The sequence below is a fragment of the Prevotella aurantiaca genome, from assembly GCF_015262605.1.
Taxonomy (GTDB): Bacteria; Bacteroidota; Bacteroidia; order Bacteroidales; family Bacteroidaceae; genus Prevotella; species Prevotella aurantiaca.
The window spans coordinates 1-17,931 of record NZ_JABZSJ010000027.1 but is presented as its reverse complement, the minus strand read 5'-3'; the positions used below and the strand labels follow the sequence as shown (position 1 = coordinate 17,931).

General features: G+C 40.1%; 17 protein-coding genes. 13 read left to right on the top strand and 4 right to left on the bottom strand.

Annotated features, from left to right (window positions below):
* Nucleotides 1-33: 33 nt before the first annotated feature.
* Nucleotides 34-993, bottom strand: coding sequence for a rhomboid family intramembrane serine protease (locus HXN26_RS06150; RefSeq protein WP_273159613.1), 960 nt, complete (start codon nucleotides 991-993; stop codon nucleotides 34-36).
* Nucleotides 994-1,302: 309 nt separating this feature from the next.
* On the opposite strand from HXN26_RS06150, the gene HXN26_RS06145 reads away from it, so the two are divergent.
* Complete coding sequence (locus HXN26_RS06145) at nucleotides 1,303-1,578, top strand: HU family DNA-binding protein (RefSeq protein WP_024999867.1); 276 nt, start codon at nucleotides 1,303-1,305, stop codon at nucleotides 1,576-1,578.
* 143 nt (nucleotides 1,579-1,721) lie between these two features.
* Here the strand turns inward: HXN26_RS06145 and pdxT are convergent, their stop codons facing one another.
* The 3 genes from pdxT to HXN26_RS06130 form a co-directional block, all read right to left on the bottom strand.
* Complete coding sequence (pdxT, locus tag HXN26_RS06140; RefSeq protein WP_273159610.1) at nucleotides 1,722-2,294, bottom strand: pyridoxal 5'-phosphate synthase glutaminase subunit PdxT; 573 nt, start codon at nucleotides 2,292-2,294, stop codon at nucleotides 1,722-1,724.
* Between the two features lie 11 nt (nucleotides 2,295-2,305).
* Complete coding sequence (gene pdxS, locus HXN26_RS06135) at nucleotides 2,306-3,181, bottom strand: pyridoxal 5'-phosphate synthase lyase subunit PdxS (RefSeq protein ID WP_273159608.1); 876 nt, start codon at nucleotides 3,179-3,181, stop codon at nucleotides 2,306-2,308.
* Between the two features lie 764 nt (nucleotides 3,182-3,945).
* A complete protein-coding gene (locus HXN26_RS06130; RefSeq protein WP_273159606.1) occupies nucleotides 3,946-5,880 on the bottom strand; it encodes a leucine-rich repeat domain-containing protein in 1,935 nt (644 codons plus the stop codon).
* A 239-nt stretch (nucleotides 5,881-6,119) separates the two neighbouring features.
* On the opposite strand from HXN26_RS06130, the gene dusB reads away from it, so the two are divergent.
* From dusB to HXN26_RS06070, 12 genes are all read left to right on the top strand, one after another.
* Complete coding sequence (gene dusB / locus HXN26_RS06125) at nucleotides 6,120-7,091, top strand: tRNA dihydrouridine synthase DusB (protein ID WP_273159604.1); 972 nt, start codon at nucleotides 6,120-6,122, stop codon at nucleotides 7,089-7,091.
* A 126-nt stretch (nucleotides 7,092-7,217) separates the two neighbouring features.
* Nucleotides 7,218-8,252, top strand: a complete 1,035-nt coding sequence (ruvB, locus tag HXN26_RS06120; RefSeq protein WP_273159602.1) for a Holliday junction branch migration DNA helicase RuvB — start codon at nucleotides 7,218-7,220, stop codon at nucleotides 8,250-8,252.
* A gap of 314 nt (nucleotides 8,253-8,566) precedes the next feature.
* The gene (locus HXN26_RS06115; protein ID WP_273159600.1) at nucleotides 8,567-9,043 is read left to right on the top strand and encodes a DUF4252 domain-containing protein; all 477 of its coding nucleotides are present in this window, start codon (nucleotides 8,567-8,569) and stop codon (nucleotides 9,041-9,043) included.
* Between the two features lie 4 nt (nucleotides 9,044-9,047).
* Nucleotides 9,048-9,548, top strand: a complete 501-nt coding sequence (locus tag HXN26_RS06110; protein WP_273159598.1) for a DUF4252 domain-containing protein — start codon at nucleotides 9,048-9,050, stop codon at nucleotides 9,546-9,548.
* Between the two features lie 23 nt (nucleotides 9,549-9,571).
* Nucleotides 9,572-10,072: an RNA polymerase sigma factor gene (locus tag HXN26_RS06105; protein WP_273159596.1), complete on the top strand. Its 501-nt coding sequence runs from the start codon at nucleotides 9,572-9,574 to the stop codon at nucleotides 10,070-10,072.
* Nucleotides 10,072-10,563 carry a hypothetical protein gene (locus HXN26_RS06100; RefSeq protein WP_273159593.1) on the top strand — a complete coding sequence of 164 codons (492 nt, stop codon included), beginning with the start codon at nucleotides 10,072-10,074 and terminating at the stop codon, nucleotides 10,561-10,563. Before HXN26_RS06105 ends, HXN26_RS06100 begins: the two co-directional genes overlap by 1 nt.
* A gap of 2 nt (nucleotides 10,564-10,565) precedes the next feature.
* Complete coding sequence (locus tag HXN26_RS06095; RefSeq protein WP_273159591.1) at nucleotides 10,566-11,015, top strand: DUF4252 domain-containing protein; 450 nt, start codon at nucleotides 10,566-10,568, stop codon at nucleotides 11,013-11,015.
* 481 nt (nucleotides 11,016-11,496) lie between these two features.
* Nucleotides 11,497-13,842 (top strand): type I DNA topoisomerase, encoded by a 2,346-nt coding sequence (gene topA, locus HXN26_RS06090; RefSeq protein WP_273159589.1) that lies wholly within the window; start codon nucleotides 11,497-11,499, stop codon nucleotides 13,840-13,842.
* A gap of 51 nt (nucleotides 13,843-13,893) precedes the next feature.
* The gene (locus tag HXN26_RS06085) at nucleotides 13,894-14,457 is read left to right on the top strand and encodes a shikimate kinase (protein ID WP_024999878.1); all 564 of its coding nucleotides are present in this window, start codon (nucleotides 13,894-13,896) and stop codon (nucleotides 14,455-14,457) included.
* A 110-nt stretch (nucleotides 14,458-14,567) separates the two neighbouring features.
* Nucleotides 14,568-16,460: a biosynthetic arginine decarboxylase gene (speA, locus tag HXN26_RS06080; protein WP_273159586.1), complete on the top strand. Its 1,893-nt coding sequence runs from the start codon at nucleotides 14,568-14,570 to the stop codon at nucleotides 16,458-16,460.
* A 154-nt stretch (nucleotides 16,461-16,614) separates the two neighbouring features.
* Nucleotides 16,615-17,124: an RNA polymerase sigma factor gene (locus HXN26_RS06075; RefSeq protein ID WP_273159583.1), complete on the top strand. Its 510-nt coding sequence runs from the start codon at nucleotides 16,615-16,617 to the stop codon at nucleotides 17,122-17,124.
* Complete coding sequence (locus tag HXN26_RS06070) at nucleotides 17,114-17,593, top strand: pyruvate ferredoxin oxidoreductase (RefSeq protein WP_273159581.1); 480 nt, start codon at nucleotides 17,114-17,116, stop codon at nucleotides 17,591-17,593. The genes HXN26_RS06075 and HXN26_RS06070 overlap by 11 nt, the downstream gene beginning before the upstream one ends.
* Nucleotides 17,594-17,931: the final 338 nt, after the last annotated feature.

Here is a 17,931-nt window from a genome sequence, read left to right as displayed (position 1 = left end):
TATAGTCCCCTTTCCTTTTCTTCAGTATTTGTCTTACGACTTACTACTATCGAAAAGCTTCTTCTTTTCCTCTTTACTCAGGCTGTCGTAGCCACTTTTTCTAATTTTATCAAGTATGCGGTCTACTTCCTCTTGTTCTTTTTTCTTTCGTGCATTGTAGTCCCAGTCGCTTTCAGGTTGCTGAGTTTGCTGTGTATGGTTGGTATTCCATTGGAAGCCATTGTTGCTATCCCCCTGATTGTTTCCTGTCGAACGATTTGTTCGACTTTCCCAATTGTCACGCATGTTATCAAAGAACTGACGTCCCCTATTCATACCAAAATCGTTGTCTGAAAACGGATGTTTACGCCAATAACGTATAAGCAGATAACCAAAAAGCATACCGCCAAGATGTGCCAAGTGTGCCACTCCATCGTTACTTGTACCCATTGCTGAAAAGAGTTCCATAGCAATAGAACCCATAATAATCCATTTTGCTTTGAGCGGAATTGGGATAGGAATGATAAACATGCGTTCATTAGGGAACGTAAGTCCAAATGCCAACAAAACTCCGTACACGGCTCCCGAAGCACCAACAGTTGTCCAAAGGTTCAAATAGCTATCCATTGTGATTCGTCCCATCTCGGTAGAAACGTATTGGTAGTTACTTAATCCTTCAGCAACATAATTCGCGTATTGCGCAAGCTCCTGACAAAGACCTGCACCTATACCCGTTACCATATAAAACAATAGGAATTTCTTCGGTCCCCATACGCTTTCCATGACCATTCCAAACATCCAGAGCATGAACATATTCATAAGAATGTGCATGAAACTGCCATGCATGAACATGTAAGTAACGATTTGCCAAAGATGAAAATTATCAGCAAGAAAGAAGTGTAATCCTAATATATTATTGAGATCAATGCCACTTTGTGCTAAAATAATGCTGGCAATATAAGCCAATACATTAAGAATAAGCAGATTTTTTGTTACTGTTGGTATATTACGCATACTTTTTTTATTTTTGTTTACAGAGATTTGTTCATCTTTTTAAGATTATGATTAGCAAGCTCTTTGCCAACTTTTATATTTTCGCCAAAGTTATATTACAATTGACAAACTTTCAGTTTTCTCTGCTTTACAGCTGCAAAAGTACTAATTTTTCTGCATTATCAGTAAAAAAAAGGGTATTGAGGCACTTTTTTTAGGTAAAAGTTTAGATTTCTTTGCTTTTTTGTTTGTTTTATAAAACTAAACGAGTATATTTGCAAAAACGTTAGAACATTTTTATAAAACATATCAAACAATAATTCAAAGATTATGAATAAAACAGAACTAATCGAGAAGATCGCAGCCGGCGCAGGCTTAAGCAAGGCTGACTCAAAAAAGGCATTAGACGCAATGACTGCAGCTATTAAGGAAGCGCTTGTAGCTGGTGACAAAGTTCAATTAGTAGGTTTCGGTACTTACTCTGTAACAGAGCGCCCTGCACACGAGGGTATTAACCCTGCTACAAAGCAGAAAATACAGATTGCAGCTAAGAAAGTTGCTAAGTTCAAACCAGGAGCTGAGCTTACTGATGCTGTAAACGCATAAAGAACATAGTTAAAAACTAAACAATAAAGGCGATACCTTTCAAAGGTGTCGCCTTTATTGTTAGCTATAAATATAACTAATTATAGAAAATAAGAAAAGCGGTTACTGCATATGGTATATACAGAAAACCGCTTTTTTATATTTTACTTTAACATATCAGCAAATAGCTCGTGCACACGAGTATCGGTGCCCAGTTCAGGGTGGAATGCTGTAACAAGTTGTTTTCCTTGTCGAGCTGCAACTATATGTCCGTCTACTTCTGCAAGCACTTCTACGCCTTCGCCTGCTTTTTCAATATAAGGTGCGCGTATGAAAGTCATTGGAACTGGTTCTGCAATGCCCTTCATAGGTGCATCAACTGCAAAACTTCCCATCTGTCTGCCATATGCATTACGGCAGGTACTGATATTCATCGTGGCGAAACGAGCATACGGACTTTTTGCGTTTTCTACCTCTTTAGATAATAGAATAAGTCCTGCGCAAGTGCCATAAACTGGTAATCCGCCTTCGATATCCTTCTTTATAGGTTCAAACAAGTTCAACTCGTGCAAGAGTTTTAGCATTACTGTGCTTTCTCCACCAGGTATAATAAGTCCGTCTTTAGGCTTATTCCAATCAGCAAGCTGGCGCACTTCAAAGGTTTCGTGCCCCAGTTGCTGCATCATTTTAGCGTGTTCAGCAAATGCTCCTTGTAAGGCTAATATGGCAATCTTCATATTTAGCTTAATTATTTGCCACGTTCTGCCATCAAGATAGCGATTTCGCTTTCGTTGATACCTACCATTGCTTCACCAAGATCAGCGCTCAATTCAGCAAGCATCTTGGCGTCTTTGTAGTTGGTAACAGCTTGAACGATAGCACGAGCACGCTTTTCTGGATTGCCAGACTTAAAGATTCCAGAGCCAACAAATACTCCTTCAGCACCTAATTGCATCATAAGCGCAGCGTCAGCAGGTGTAGCTACACCACCAGCAGCGAAGTTTACAACTGGAAGTTTACCATTATCGTGAACATACTTCACAAGTTCGTAAGGCGCACGAAGTTGTTTTGCTGCTTCATAGAGTTCATCTTCGCCAAAAGAAGTAAGGCGGCGCATTTCTGTTTGAATCATGCGCATGTGGCGTACAGCCTGAATAATATCGCCTGTACCTGGCTCACCCTTTGTGCGAATCATGGTTGCACCTTCTGCAATACGGCGCAATGCTTCGCCAAGGTCCTTTGCTCCACAAACGAAAGGCACATCAAACTTGTCCTTATCAATGTGATAAACATCGTCAGCTGGCGAAAGTACTTCGCTTTCATCGATATAATCGATTTCAATAGCTTGAAGAATCTGTGCTTCAACAAAGTGTCCGATACGCACTTTTGCCATTACTGGAATGCTGACTGCTTCTTGAATGCCACGTATCATCTTAGGATCGCTCATACGAGAAACACCACCTGCAGCGCGAATATCGGCTGGAATGCGCTCCAATGCCATTACTGCGCAAGCACCAGCAGCCTCAGCTATGCGTGCTTGTTCAGGAGTTGTAACGTCCATAATTACACCGCCTTTAAGCATCTGTGCCAAGTTGCGGTTCAGTTCTGTTCTATTTTCTTTCATAGTTGTTATATTGTTTATTATTTATTTCTATTTCTATGTTTTTCCAACGTGGTCGCAAAGGTATGCTTTTTCAGCGTATTTCCCAAAAGTCCATTCCTATATAGCAAACTATTACCTACGAATAGGAAAAAGGAAATTAAAGGTAGTGGAGCTTAAAATGTATGAATTTATGGTGCAGACACCCTCTCTTCCCTACTCTCTTAAAGGCACTTACGATTACACGAACGCATGTTTACTGAACACATTTACATGGAAACAAAATATTTCTTAAATCTATTAAGAAGTTGCAAACTTTACTCTAAAACAACAAAAGAATTGCCGTGTAAATACAAAAAACATGCCTGTTTACATCCAACAAACAAGTATAATCAAGATATAAAACCTTTCTAAATTGTAAAGAAAAACACAAGTACAAATCGATAATAATTGTTTTGTATTGCAAAAGTGCCTGTTTTGCATTGCAATAGTGCCTATTTTACCATGCAAAACAGGCTCTTTTAGAACGCAAAATAGGCACTATTTAAAAACGTTGAAAATCAGATTATTGCACAAGAAAGCTCTTTAAGAATTATCTTGACAATACTTCCTCTTTCTTAATATTTATAAAATAGGTTGTAACCTTCATTTTTACACATTTGAAAAGCTATAGTTGGGTGAATATAAATGAGTTGGAAAATACAGAAAAAGAAAAGCGCGTACATCAAATAATAATCTGACGCACGCACTTAAAAAAACGATTGATTATTGTTCAAACAATATTTTTATTATTGCATAACCTTTATGGCAAGGCTGCCTTGTCTTATTATAATAATGTGTCCTACAGGCAAAGAGATTGTAGCTTCACCATTTGCATCAGTAAGACCAGTGCTAAGAAGTTTGCCTGATACATCGTAGATGCTGTAGTTCTTTTCTGCTTGCAAGCCCATAACAACGATATTGCCATTGTGGCGTACCACTTTCACAGCCTCAGCTTGAGCGTTGTGAATGCCATTATCAACATCAAAGATAGCAGCCAATACGCCATACTGAGTGATTTTGAACGTATCGTCATTAATATCTTTACCATCAAGCATTGCCTTAATGAACTTATAACCATGTATTGGTGTAACTTCTACCTTCACTTCCTTACCTTTTTCGATAGGTGTCCACTCAGGAACGTTATTTCCATCAACCATTGTCTTGAAGGAACCATGTGCGTTTTCTTCAAAGCGAAGGCGTACAGTGTTGCATCCAGAGCCATTTCCAGTAACATTCATCTTCCAGTTTTTACCTTCAAGCAACGTGTTGTCGCAAGTAGCCGAGCCTGTATTACCTTTTACAAGCAATACTGCTTCGTCCTCTTCAGTAGCCTTTGGCACTGTAAACAGAATATCGTTGATTGCACAAGCATCGAATTGATTGTTATCTAAATCAAGCTTACGGAGCATCGGATTCTTTGAAAGATTGATGTTTGTAAGCTGATTGCCCGATAAATCAAGGAATTTTAGCTTAGGAAACTTTGTTACATCCATTTCCTTCATACCGCAACTCTCCATATCAATCCACTTTAAAGCAGGCTTATTGCTTAAGTCTGGGAAGGTTACATAGTTATTGTTTCCTGCTGTTAAGTTCTCAAGCTTAGGGTTATTACTGAGATCTAACTCTGTCAATCCCATACTTGCACAGGCTAAAACCTCCAAGTTAGGATTCTGCTTGGTATCTAATTTGCCCACCTTATTATAACTGCCGTAGAACTCTCTTAGGTTTTTCAATTTGCTAAGGTCGATACTTGTCAAGCGATTATCGGTGATAGCAAGCTCGCGTAGCTTTGGAAGCTGCGACAAATCGAGCTCTGTTAGCTTATTCATCATAAGGTCAAGAACTTCCAAATTATCGTTCTTTCCTAACTCACAAGTAACCAATTTGCCAGCTTGCGCCTTGAAAGCAGCTAAGTCGGCATATACTTTAATAACATCATTAGGCTCTACTTCCAACTGTACAGAGTTCGCTACATTCTTATTCAGCGTGTAATCGTTCTTCTGCCCGCCCTGTTCTATTTGAATACTTTGGCTATCTTTAATTCCATGTAGCTCTAAATACAGATACATAGGCTTAGGTTCGCCATCTTCATCGTACTCAATCTTCGCACTAGGATCTACCTTTAAGGTGAAGTTTGGCTTATCTGCAGGAGCTTCATTTCCAGGTTCTGGATCTCCATTCTTAACACAATAAACCATCGCTTTCCAGCCTGGCATAGTTGTAGCAGCGTAGCATGCAACCGAAAGACCGCCATCTGCTGCAGTAGAACTTATTCTAATAGGCAACTTTTCAGGAGTTCCCTTAATTATCTTAAGTGGTTCTTGCTTTGCCCAACCCCACAAATAGTCGCCGCTATCCTCGTCTTTCTCGCACGAAAGCTCGATTAATCCGTTGTAAATTCGTAGCTCATCGCTTTCTCCAAACTCTATTTGCTCGAATATAACAGTAATATGTGAATCTGAATTTCGTGGTTTTAATCGTTGAAGAGTGTAAGCATAATTGCCTCGCATGCCTTTTTCAGGACCGCCATAGTCGTAAAACTCCATCGGTCTACCTTGCTCTATCTCCTTTTCAAACCATGGTCCTTCACTTCCAGGTTGGAATATCCAGCCAGCACTTTGGGCAAACGATGCGACAATACCCGCCATTAGAAACACAGAAATTAAATAGATTTTTCTCATAATGTAATGCTTTTAGTTTGTTTGATAATAATTACAACATAAAACAGATTAGACGTTTTATGTGTCAGAACTCTTATTTAGGTTTCTGCAAAGATACATATTATTGCGTAAAAACAGAAAGTTTATTTCGTTTTTATGTCCATTTCAACATCTTTAATCTCTTTAATTCAATTTTTGTACAATCTTTGCAAGTCTAACTTAATGCTTGTAGTTCAAATAAAAAGCAGTATCTTTGCAGTATGAAAATAGGAACAATAGATTTTGGAGAACGCCCTTTGTTCTTGGCTCCGATGGAAGATGTAACCGATATAGGGTTTCGAAAGATGTGCAAACGCTTTGGTGCTGCAATGGTCTATACGGAGTTTGTGTCGGCAGATGCTGTCATACGCAGTATAAAATCGACGCTTAACAAGATTGTTATAGACGAAGAAGAACGCCCAGTAGGTATTCAGATATATGGAAAAGATGTCGAATCGATGGTTGAAGCTGCCAAGATTGTAGAGCAGGTAAAGCCCGATGTAATCGACATAAACTTTGGTTGTCCCGTAAAAAAGGTGGCTAATAAAGGTGCAGGCTCTGGTATGTTGAAGAACATTCCATTGTTATTGGAGATAACACGAGAGGTTGTGAAGGCTGTAAACACCCCCGTTACTGTGAAAACACGCTTGGGTTGGGACGACAACAACCTTGTTATAACAGAGCTTGCGGAACAACTCCAGGACTGTGGAGTGCAAGCTTTGACCATTCATGGGCGCACGCGCGCTCAGATGTATACTGGAGAAGCTGACTGGACCCTTATCGGTGAAGTGAAGAAAAACCCACGAATGCACATACCTATCATAGGAAATGGAGACGTAACCAGTGTTGCTGATGCACAAAAACGCTTCGACGACTATGGCGTAGATGCTGTAATGATAGGCAGAGCAACCTTTGGCTGTCCGTGGTTGTTTTCCGAAACCGATGCACCAGATGCCAAACGACTTACTTTGGACGATAAAATTGATATCTTAGAAGAGATGTTACGCATCAACGTAGAGAAGATTGACGAGTATAGAGGCATACTTCATACGCGCCGACACCTTGCAGCTTCGCCTATTTTTAAAGGTATTCCAGACTTCAAGCAAACGCGTATTGCAATGCTACGTGCCAACAAAATGGACGAACTCATCGACATTTTGGAGAATTGCAGAGAACGTTTACGTACGCCTTAACATGCATATAGCTACCGAAAGCCCTAAATGTTTTATAGAGAATCCCACTTCGTTTCTCGTTTTAATTGGCTATCTTTGCAAACAATACGTCTATTTATTCGTAATTAAAGACAGACGAAAGAAGGTATGAATGAAGATTTCGATATAAGAGAAGAGCGATTTACAACAGCCGAAAAAGAGTTCGAAAACGCATTGAGACCGCCAAAGTTCGACGACTTTAGCGGGCAAGACAAGGTGGTAGAAAACCTTCGGGTGTTTGTTGAAGCTGCCAAATATCGTGGCGAACCACTCGATCACACGTTGCTTCATGGTCCTCCTGGACTTGGAAAAACCACGTTGAGTAACATTATTGCCAACGAATTGGGCGTTGGTTTTAAGATTACTTCGGGTCCCGTACTTGATAAACCAGGCGACTTGGCAGGCATTCTTACATCGCTTGAACCCAACGATGTATTGTTCATAGACGAGATTCACCGTCTCTCTCCAGTTGTTGAAGAGTACCTTTACTCGGCAATGGAGGATTATAGAATTGATATAATGATAGACAAGGGCCCCTCGGCTCGTTCTATTCAGATAGACTTAAACCCTTTCACACTTGTAGGAGCGACTACCCGAAGCGGACTTTTAACAGCTCCTTTGCGTGCTCGCTTTGGTATAAATCTGCATTTAGAGTATTATACTCCCGACACTTTGAGTCGTATTATAAAGCGTTCTGCCAATCTGTTAAAAGTACCTATTGAAGCTGATGCAGCTATTGAAATAGCCCGACGCTCACGCGGTACGCCTCGTATTTGCAATGCCTTGCTGCGTCGTGTACGCGATTTTGCACAGGTAAAGGGCAACGGCACCATCGACCACGCTATTGCACAATCGTCTCTTCAATCGCTAAATATTGACAAATACGGCCTTGACGAAATAGACAACAAGATTCTTTTAACCATCATCGATAAGTTTAGAGGTGGCCCAGTTGGTGTTTCTACCATTGCAACAGCTATCGGAGAAGATGCAGGAACAGTGGAAGAGGTTTACGAACCTTACCTTATTATGGAAGGTTTCATTAAACGAACGCCACGCGGACGAATGGCAACAGAACTGGCTTACGAGCATCTTGGCAAAACAATGCGAGGGTCGTCGATAAGCGAACCATCGCTTTTTGAATAACAAAAGAGGGTGTGTCAAAATGCAAATTAATAACTTGACAACTTTCAATCTATAAGTAGGGTTCTTCTAAAGGCAAAAAAAGACCATTTCTTTACTCAAAATCGAGTACAGAAATGGTCTTTTTAAATGAATTGTTTCAAACTGTAAGGTTATCAAAATGGCATTTTCATTTTGACACACCCTCTTTTGTTTTTATAAACAGATAGGAAGACAAAGCCGCCCAAAAGCATTTTTTCTTGTTTTTTATGCCACAAAACTACAACAACTAACGTCTATAAGAATATAAACAGATTACAAACTCTATTTAAAAGTATATGATGATGAGAACATTTTTTATTTCACTTGCTCTTTTAACAGTAAGTATTGTCGTTAAAGCACAGAACGTTGAAAGCTTTTTTGAACAATTCCGACAGCATAAGAATGTGGTTTTAGTAGATGTACCGAAGGAGTTGCTTTCGCTCGGACTACAAGTTATGGGCAGCAAAAAGGGTAAACAGTGGGCTGACAAGATAGAAAGACTGCGTATATTGAGCTTCGATGACGCTTCAAGATCTGTTAGAAGAAAATTTAAAAAGGCAGTAAAAGCGTTTAATTGGAGGGAATACAGTGAAGTAATCAAAGATAAAACAAAATATTCTGAAACCAGAATTATGACTCAAGGTACTGACGACATCATCAGACGCTTAGTCATTTGTACTACAGACGAGGACGATTCTGCCCTTATAATAATAGATGGGGCCATCTCATCGAACGATATTGACAGTGTTTTAGAAGAAGCTAAAGATTTATAAAGATATGAGAAAACTACTTTTTATATTTATTCTTGCGTTGAGCACGAACCTCTCCAGTGCTGCTCCAACGGCTGACGCGAGCGTTTATAGCCTAATTGATGCTTTCAAAGATAATAAGCGTGCAGAATACCATAATATTAGTTCGCTGCTGCTTACAGCTGCCAAAGCTGCTATAAAAGATAATGGCAACGATTTAATAACAGCACTTAAGAGCATCAATTCAGTACAGATATTAAACTTAGATAATTGTTCTGGTTGCACAAAAAGACGTTTTTTATCGCATGCAAGACGCGTTTACGACAGAAATAGTCGCGAACTTATCAGAAAAAACAAGAAGAAAAGCTTTTCAAGTATCCAATTAAAGATGGACAACGGAGTTGTTCGTGAGCTTGCTATAATTGAAGCTGACGGCTCAGACTACTCTGTTATCTTGATAAAAGGCAGAATTCCGTTGAATAAACTTAGCGATATAATCAACAACAAGAGTAAGTTGAAGACTAAATAAGTGCTCTTACGAAACAGTTATAAATGGAAGCCTCGCAATTCAAAGCAACTTTCTTGCCATGCCACCGCTGTCTTTATGGGGTGGCATGGCAACTAACTGGCAATGCGCAGGAGGCTGAAGACTTAGTTCAGGAAACCTTTCTGAAGTTGTGGACACGTCGCCATCAGCTCTCCAACATAGACAATCCTGAGGCTTACAGCATTGTAATACTACGTCGAATATTCTATGTTGTGAAACGAACAAAGCACATTGAAGAAACCGAACAGGATATTAGAGAGATACAACACAGGACTTCCGAGAACCTAAGCGAACATATTGAGGCACAAGACCAATGGCAACGCATCAGAACAATGATACTTGCACTGCCTGATCCACAAGGAAAGGTAATGCTTATGCGCGATGTGGAGGGACTGACATACGAAGAAATCAGTACAGAAACTGGTCTCACAGAAGTTAATCTGCGCTCTATTCTAAGTCGGGCGCGAAAGAAAATAAGAGAAAAAATTAAGGAAATGAAGCGATAATGGATAGGAAGGAAACAGAGAAACTATTGGAACGGTTTTACAACGGAATTACCGATGAAACCGAAGAAAAACGTCTTACGGAGTACTTCTGTAGCAACGAGGTAGACAAACAGTTACGCAAGGAGGGCGAAATATTCCTTGCACTACAACAAAACAAATCCATTGAAATACCATTCGATTTGGAAAGCAAGATTGAAAGGCAAATAAATCAATGGAATACAATAGAGTCTACAGCTCGCAAAACGGCGCGTAAGGCCAACCTACGTTGGACAATAGGCATTTGTGCCAGTATCTTGCTATTGATAGGCGTGGGCATTTTCATCGATAAAAACGGCAATTCTCAATTGTCGGATACGGAGAAATTAGACACTTTCGACAACCCAGAAGACGCTTATGCAACTGCAAATAAAGCGCTCACCAAGTTCTCTGTATCTATCAATAAGGGACTAAAAACAATCAATAACGCAACAAATCTATCAACAAACAAATAAAAATGAAGAAGATATTACTACTTTTACTATTCGGTTTTACATTCAATTGCACTTTCGCACAGAAGGTTTTCTTCGATAAATTCGACGATAAAGACGGAGTAACCACAGTGTATATCTCGGCATCAATGCTGAAAATGATGGGCAACGTGCAGGCAGGCAACAAAGATATTAGCCGCATTGCAAAACGCTTAGACCATATCCAAGTGTTAGAATGCGAGCGTCCTTCTCTCATCGGCAACATTAAAAGCGCTGCTTTATCCTATTACAATCAGGCTAAATATGCCGTTGTTATGAAAACAAAGAGTAATGGTGAAGATGTAACCATATACGAAAAGAAATATCAGAACGGCAAAAACGAATATGTATTACTCATGGTTGAACACGACGAAATAACGATTGTGAACCTGTTAGGGCGTGTTACGTTGGAAGAAATAAAAAGTATTGCGAAATAATACTATCGCTCTAAAAAATCCATAAAGCTACAATAAGAAGGGGTGTAGACATATCTGCACCCCTATTTCGTAGGCACAAAAGCTATGACAAAAGTGTAAATATTTTTCAAACATACTCTTATCGCATAACAAACTCATTATTAAGACCTTACAACACCCATTGTTTTGCATTCCAAAAGAGCCTGTTTTGCACGATAAAACAGGCTCTTTTGCGTTGCAAAACAGCCGCTTTTGCAACGTCAAAGTGTAACCATCACTTTTTAACGAGATTATCTTTACAAAATTATAGTTATGTTTGCGTATACCCAAAGTGCTAAAATGAGAACAGTTTTCCATAGCAAACTCTTAGCAAGCATCGCTGTTCCGTACTACTCTTTTAGGAATGGTAGTCTTAAAAAAACAAAAAATAGTCCCTATATATAAGGTGTATGTAAAAACTTTGCTTAATTTTGCGTCCTTGAATAATGTTACTAATGCTGATATGCAAGAAAACTTAGTTATAGTAGAAAGCCCTGCAAAGGCAAAGACAATAGAGAAGTTCTTAGGCGAAGACTTTAAGGTTATGTCGTCATATGGACATATTCGTGATTTGAAAAAGAAGGAATTGAGTGTAGACCTTGATACTTTAGAGGCCAACTATGAGATTCCTGAAGAGAAAAAGAAGGTTGTTGCAGAACTAAAAAAGAACGCTAAAGCCGCTAAAAAGGTTTGGTTAGCTTCCGATGAAGACCGCGAAGGAGAAGCCATAAGCTGGCACCTTTGCGAAGTTTTAGGCCTTGACGAAGAGAAAACGAGCCGCATCGTGTTTCACGAAATTACGAAATCAGCCATTCTTGCAGCCATTGAGAACCCACGTCGCTTAGACATGAACCTTGTAAATGCACAGCAAGCACGCCGTGTGTTAGACCGTTTGGTGGGCTTCCGCCTATCTCCTGTATTGTGGCGCAAGGTAAAACCTGCACTAAGCGCAGGCCGTGTGCAGAGCGTTGCGGTAAGATTGATAGTAGAACGAGAGCGCGAAATACAAGCGTTTAAGTCTGAACCATATTATAGAGTGAACGCCATCTTTGCTGCAACAAGCGAAGACGGAACGAAAAATGAAGTAAAAGCTGAACTAAACAAGCGCTTTGCAACACACGAAGAGGCTTTATCATTCCTCGAAGAGTGCAAAAATTCATCGTTCCAGATATCTTCTATCGCTAAAAAACCATTGAAGAGAACCCCTGCTCCACCTTTTACAACATCTACTTTGCAACAGGAAGCAGCTCGCAAACTGGGCTTTACAGTAAGTCAGACCATGATGGTGGCACAACGATTGTACGAAGCTGGACGCATCACTTACATGCGTACGGACAGCGTAAACCTTTCAAATCTTGCTATTAGTACTGCAAAAACAGAGATAGACAACCTCTACGGCGTTGAATATAGCAAGACTCGCAAGTATCATACCAACAGCAAAGGTGCGCAAGAAGCCCACGAAGCTATTCGTCCAACCGATATGAGCGCAAGCAGTATCGATGGAACAAGCCAGGAAAAGCGCCTTTACGACCTTATTTGGAAACGCACGATTGCATCGCAAATGGCAGATGCTAAAATAGATAAAACAACCGTTTCCATCGGCATTCTCAATGCTGAAGGGAACGAATCAAACAAGCTTCAGTTCGTTGCTACAGGCGAAGTCATCGCTTTCGACGGCTTTTTGAAAGTTTATCGTGAGTCTACTGACGACGAAAACGAGAACGAAGACACATCTCACGCACTACCAACGATGAGCGAAGGCCAAATATTGGAACGCCGTAGCATTGTTTCTACCGAACGCTATTCTATGGGACCAAGTCGCTATACAGAAGCAAGCTTGGTGCATAAACTTGAAGAATTGGGTATCGGACGCCCATCAACATACGCTCCAACGATCTCAACAATTCAGCAACGTGAGTACGTTCAGAAGGGAGATAAGAAGGGGGAAGAACGCATATATGTGGTAGACACCTTACAAGCACTTAAGATTACTTCTAAAAACAAGAAGGAAATGGTGGGTGCCGACAAAGGAAAGCTTATCCCTACCGATATTGGAATCGTGGTAAACGACTTCCTTATGGAGAATTTCCCAGACATTATGGACTACAATTTCACCGCAAAAGTGGAACAAGAGTTCGATAAAATATCAGAGGGAAAGGCTACTTGGAATGCTGCAATGAAGGATTTCTACAAGCGGTTTGAGCCTGAAGTAGATGCCGTAATGAATGCACGTTCGGAGCATAAGGCTGGTGAACGTGAGTTAGGTAGCGACCCTAAGACTGGCAAACCCGTATTTGTAAAGATTGGACGCTTTGGTCCTGTGGTACAAATTGGTACTGCTGACGATACCGATAAGCCTCGTTTTGCGCAAATTCCAACCGACAAGAGTATGGAAACACTCACACTCGAAGATGCATTGGAGCTATTTAAGCTTCCACGCATGCTTGGTAAGTTCGAAGGAACAGACGTTGTCATTGGCGCAGGACGCTTCGGACCTTATATAATGCACAACAAAAAGTATGTTTCTTTGCCTAAAGAAGAAGACCCATTGACGGTTTCGCTCGACACAGCAATAAAGCTAATAGAGACTAAACGTTTACAAGATGAGCAGCGACATCTAAAGAAATTCGATGAAGATCCGAAGTTGGAAGTAATGAACGGACGCTATGGTCCATACATTGCGTACGATGGAAAGAACTTCCGTATCCCTAAAGCAATGCATGAAAAGGCTTCCGAACTAACTTATGAGGAGTGCCAGAACATCATAAAGAACGCACCAGAACCCAAAGCAAGGCGCGGACGTAAATAATCAAAACAAGCTACTGCCTTTCCTTTATATGGGAAGGCAGAAAGATAAAGAATGACGGAGAACCTACAAAACAACCCGAAACGCATTATCATTATAGGCTATATGGGCGCTGGGAAGACCACGCTAGGAAGGGCATTGTCTAAGATTTTGGGTTTCTCGTTCTACGATTTAGATTGGTATATAGAGACGCGGATGCGCAAAAGCATTGCTCAGATATTCGAACAGAGAGGCGAAGAAGGTTTCAGAACCATAGAATGCAATATGCTACACGAGGTTGCAGAGTTTGAAAACGTCATTATTTCTTGCGGAGGAGGTACTCCTTGTTTCTTCGATAATATGGAATATCTAAACCAACAGGGCGAAACGGTATATCTAAATGCTACTACCGACATCATTTGCAAGCATCTTGATATGAGCAAAAACGTTCGACCACTGTTGCAAGGTAAGTCGCCTGAAGAGGTTAAATCCTTTGTAGACGAGCAAGTAAGCAAGCGAAATGCTTTCTACATGAAGGCAAAACACATAATCGAAGTGCCTCTGATGGATAGTCGTGAAAAGATTTTTACAATGGCAGAACAGCTTATTGAAACAATAGGAATAAGCAAAAAAGCTTAACAGAGATATAAAAAATAATTATTAAAACAACAATACGATTTCATTACTGAGAGTCTATTTCAACTGCGTCATAGTAGGATAAGCGCTCTCAAAACACAATAAGATAGGTTATGAAGAAATGGACTATTGAAGATTCGAAGGAGCTTTACAACATAAATGGTTGGGGTACTTCTTACTTTGGTGTCAACGAAGCTGGACACGTTTACGTTACTCCGTGCAAGGATAATACTCAATTGGACTTGTGCGAGATAATGGACGAGTTGGTATTACGTGATGTTACACCTCCAGTTTTGCTTCGTTTCCCCGATATTCTCGACAATCGTATCGAGAAAACATCGTCTTGTTTTGACTTAGCAAGGAAGGAATACAAGTATGAAGGAGAAAATTTCATCATCTATCCTATTAAGGTAAACCAAATGCAACCGGTTGTTGATGAGATTATTTCACACGGTCGGAAGTTTAATCTTGGCTTGGAAGCTGGTTCAAAACCAGAGTTACACGCTGTGATTGCGGTGCAATGCCAAAGCGATTCACCCATTATTTGCAATGGCTACAAGGACCAAAGCTATATAGAATTGGCACTCTTGGCTCAGAAAATGGGCAAGCGTATCTTCATTGTAGTAGAGAAACTGAACGAAATAGATATTATTGCAAAAGCTGCTAAAAAGCTCAATGTAATGCCAAATGTTGGTATTCGTATTAAGTTAGCGACTTCTGGTTCTGGCAAATGGGCTGAAAGTGGTGGCGATGCATCAAAGTTTGGTCTCACTGCATCGGAACTTTTGCAGGCTCTTGATAAGCTTGACGAAAAAGGAATGCACGATTGTTTGCGCCTTATACACTTTCATATTGGTTCACAAATTACGAAAATACGCCGTATCCAAACTGCTCTTACTGAGGCTGCGCAATACTATGTCAACCTTAAAAAGATGGGATATAATGTTGATTTCGTAGATTGTGGAGGTGGTTTGGGTGTCGATTACGATGGAACTCGCTCATCTAGCAGTGAAAGTTCAGTCAATTATAGTATTCAAGAGTACGTTAACGATTGTGTAAGTACCTTCGTAGACGCTGCAAACAAGCATGGAATACCACATCCTAACATCATTACTGAAAGTGGTCGTAACGTTGCAGCACACCATTCTATCCTTGTTATAAACGTTTTGGAGACTGCTTCGCTTCCTGAAATGTCTGAAGAATTCGAAGCAAAGGATACCGACCACCAGCTTGTAAGGGAACTTTACAAGATCTGGGACAATATAAATTCACGCAATATGCTCGAAGATTGGCACGATGCAGAGCAGATACGAGAAGAGTCTTTAGAGCTTTTCTCACATGGTTTGGTGGATTTGAAGACCCGAGCGGAAATAGAAGCAATGTATTGGAGCGTCTGTCACGAGATAAATACACTGGCTAAAGGAATGAAACACGTACCTGACGAGTTGCGAAACTTAGACAAATTGCTTGCAGATAAGTATTTTTGCAACTTCTCCCTCTTCCAATCGCTTCCTGATAGTTGGGCTATCGACCAGCTATTCCCCGTTATGCCAATCCAAAGATTGAATGAACGTCCAACAAGAAAGGCTACTTTGCAAGACATTACTTGCGATAGCGATGGTAAAATCTCCAATTTCGTAACAGGAGGACGTACTAGTCACGTACTACCTATACATTCGTTACGTCGTAATGAGCCTTATTATCTTGGCGTTTTCCTCGTTGGTGCTTACCAGGAAATACTCGGTGACCTACATAACCTATTTGGTGATACTAACGCAGTACACCTTTCTGTGAAAGATGGCAGCTATCACATCGATCAAATTATCGATGGTGAAACTGTAGAAGAGGTGCTCGAATATGTTCAATACAACCCTAAGAAACTGGTACGCCAACTTGAAATATGGGTAACAAAGAGCGTAAAACAAGGAAAAATATCGCTCGAAGAGGGAAAAGAATTCCTCAACAACTACCGCAGTGGCCTCTATGGCTACACCTATTTGGAGTAAAAAACTCCAAATAGGGTGCATCGGCACAAGCTAACAATTATAGTTTTTCCCTATAAGAAATTGTATTCAGGTTCTTAACAAAGGTTAAAGTGCAACTTTTTTGTACTTATCTTGTAACTTCCAAGCCTACTAATTCGTCTTACAAACAGAGAGTATGGAAAAAGTGAGTTTCCGAAATGACGTGTTACCACTGAAGAATCAGCTCTTCAGGCTTGCCCTCCGCATTACCCTAAACAGGGAAGAAGCAGAGGACATAGTACAAGACACAATGATAAAAGTTTGGGACAAACGCTACGAATGGAGCAGTATCGATTCCATAGAAGCCTATAGTTTGCGAGTATGTAGAAATATTTCGCTTGATAGGCTGAAGAAACGAGATAATCAAAATGACTCTTTAGAGGAGCAAAAGTTTGACTCTGCTCACACTTCCACTCCGCAAGACCAATTGATAACCCAGGATCGATTGCGTGTAGTAAAGGAAATTATAAACTCTCTGCCTGAAAAGCAGCGTTCCTGCATACAACTACGCGACTTTGAAGGCAAACAATATAAAGAAATTGCGGACATCTTAGGCATTACGGAAGAACAAGTAAAAATAAATATTTTCCGTGCTCGCCAAGCGGTAAAACAAAGATTTCAGAAAATAGAAGAATATGGATTATAAGTACATTGAACAGTTAATGGAGCGTTATTGGCGCTGCGAGACATCTCTCCAAGAGGAAGAGATACTTCGTTTGTTCTTCTCTCAAGGAGAAGTTCCTGCCAATTTGCAGCCTTATAAAGACTTGTTTGTTTACGAACAGGAACAAAAGGCAGCCGACATTCTAGGCGATGACTTTGACCAAAAGATTCTTGAAAAGGTGAATGAAGATCAACCTGTAAAGGCTCGTGTTATCACAATGCGCCAGCGGTTAATGCCTCTTTTCAAGGCAGCAGCGGTTGTAGCTATTCTGCTAACATTGCAAAATGCTTTGCAAGAAACATTAAATAATGCTGAGCCTACTACTCAACAACCCGTAGAAATGTCAAATACAAATAAGGCACCTAAAGGTCCTGCAGTGGCAAAGGCAGACTCTACAAAGATTGATTCAACCCAAAAGGTTAGTACAATCACCGATATAGATTACAATTGAAAAGAATATCATTTTAATGCTTTCTCTATAAAACAAATCATTTTCTAATAAAACAAGTACGAAACTGTGAAGTTTCATCTCTCAAATTTTTTAAGACAATAAAAATAAAAAGCCGACATCGTTAGATGCCGGCTTTTTTAATACCGTTTTTTCACCATTAAGGTAAGCTATAAACCCAATTATATCCGATACTTCAAACAGAATCAATATATGATAGCCATTCTCAAAAAATAGAAATGGAAGTGAATGGACTCTTATTAGCAAGAATAAGATAACAAAAAAATTGGCTTAATGGTCAAATGTACTCCTGAAAGGGGGCATAATGCTCTCTTTTTCAT

What these genes read in the sequence shown, in the direction of transcription:
- HXN26_RS06130 (WP_273159606.1), bottom strand. Translation starts at nt 5,880, where the DNA reads ATGAGAAAAATCTATTTAATTTCTGTGTTTCTAATGGCGGGTATTGTC.
- speA (WP_273159586.1), top strand. Translation starts at nt 14,568, where the DNA reads ATGAAGAAATGGACTATTGAAGATTCGAAGGAGCTTTACAACATAAAT.
- HXN26_RS06105 (WP_273159596.1), top strand. Translation starts at nt 9,572, where the DNA reads ATGGAAGCCTCGCAATTCAAAGCAACTTTCTTGCCATGCCACCGCTGT.
- HXN26_RS06070 (WP_273159581.1), top strand. Translation starts at nt 17,114, where the DNA reads ATGGATTATAAGTACATTGAACAGTTAATGGAGCGTTATTGGCGCTGC.
- pdxT (WP_273159610.1), bottom strand. Translation starts at nt 2,294, where the DNA reads ATGAAGATTGCCATATTAGCCTTACAAGGAGCATTTGCTGAACACGCT.
- HXN26_RS06085 (WP_024999878.1), top strand. Translation starts at nt 13,894, where the DNA reads ATGACGGAGAACCTACAAAACAACCCGAAACGCATTATCATTATAGGC.
- HXN26_RS06115 (WP_273159600.1), top strand. Translation starts at nt 8,567, where the DNA reads ATGATGATGAGAACATTTTTTATTTCACTTGCTCTTTTAACAGTAAGT.
- dusB (WP_273159604.1), top strand. Translation starts at nt 6,120, where the DNA reads ATGAAAATAGGAACAATAGATTTTGGAGAACGCCCTTTGTTCTTGGCT.
- ruvB (WP_273159602.1), top strand. Translation starts at nt 7,218, where the DNA reads ATGAATGAAGATTTCGATATAAGAGAAGAGCGATTTACAACAGCCGAA.
- topA (WP_273159589.1), top strand. Translation starts at nt 11,497, where the DNA reads ATGCAAGAAAACTTAGTTATAGTAGAAAGCCCTGCAAAGGCAAAGACA.
- HXN26_RS06095 (WP_273159591.1), top strand. Translation starts at nt 10,566, where the DNA reads ATGAAGAAGATATTACTACTTTTACTATTCGGTTTTACATTCAATTGC.
- HXN26_RS06145 (WP_024999867.1), top strand. Translation starts at nt 1,303, where the DNA reads ATGAATAAAACAGAACTAATCGAGAAGATCGCAGCCGGCGCAGGCTTA.
- HXN26_RS06150 (WP_273159613.1), bottom strand. Translation starts at nt 993, where the DNA reads ATGCGTAATATACCAACAGTAACAAAAAATCTGCTTATTCTTAATGTA.
- pdxS (WP_273159608.1), bottom strand. Translation starts at nt 3,181, where the DNA reads ATGAAAGAAAATAGAACAGAACTGAACCGCAACTTGGCACAGATGCTT.
- HXN26_RS06100 (WP_273159593.1), top strand. Translation starts at nt 10,072, where the DNA reads ATGGATAGGAAGGAAACAGAGAAACTATTGGAACGGTTTTACAACGGA.
- HXN26_RS06110 (WP_273159598.1), top strand. Translation starts at nt 9,048, where the DNA reads ATGAGAAAACTACTTTTTATATTTATTCTTGCGTTGAGCACGAACCTC.
- HXN26_RS06075 (WP_273159583.1), top strand. Translation starts at nt 16,615, where the DNA reads ATGGAAAAAGTGAGTTTCCGAAATGACGTGTTACCACTGAAGAATCAG.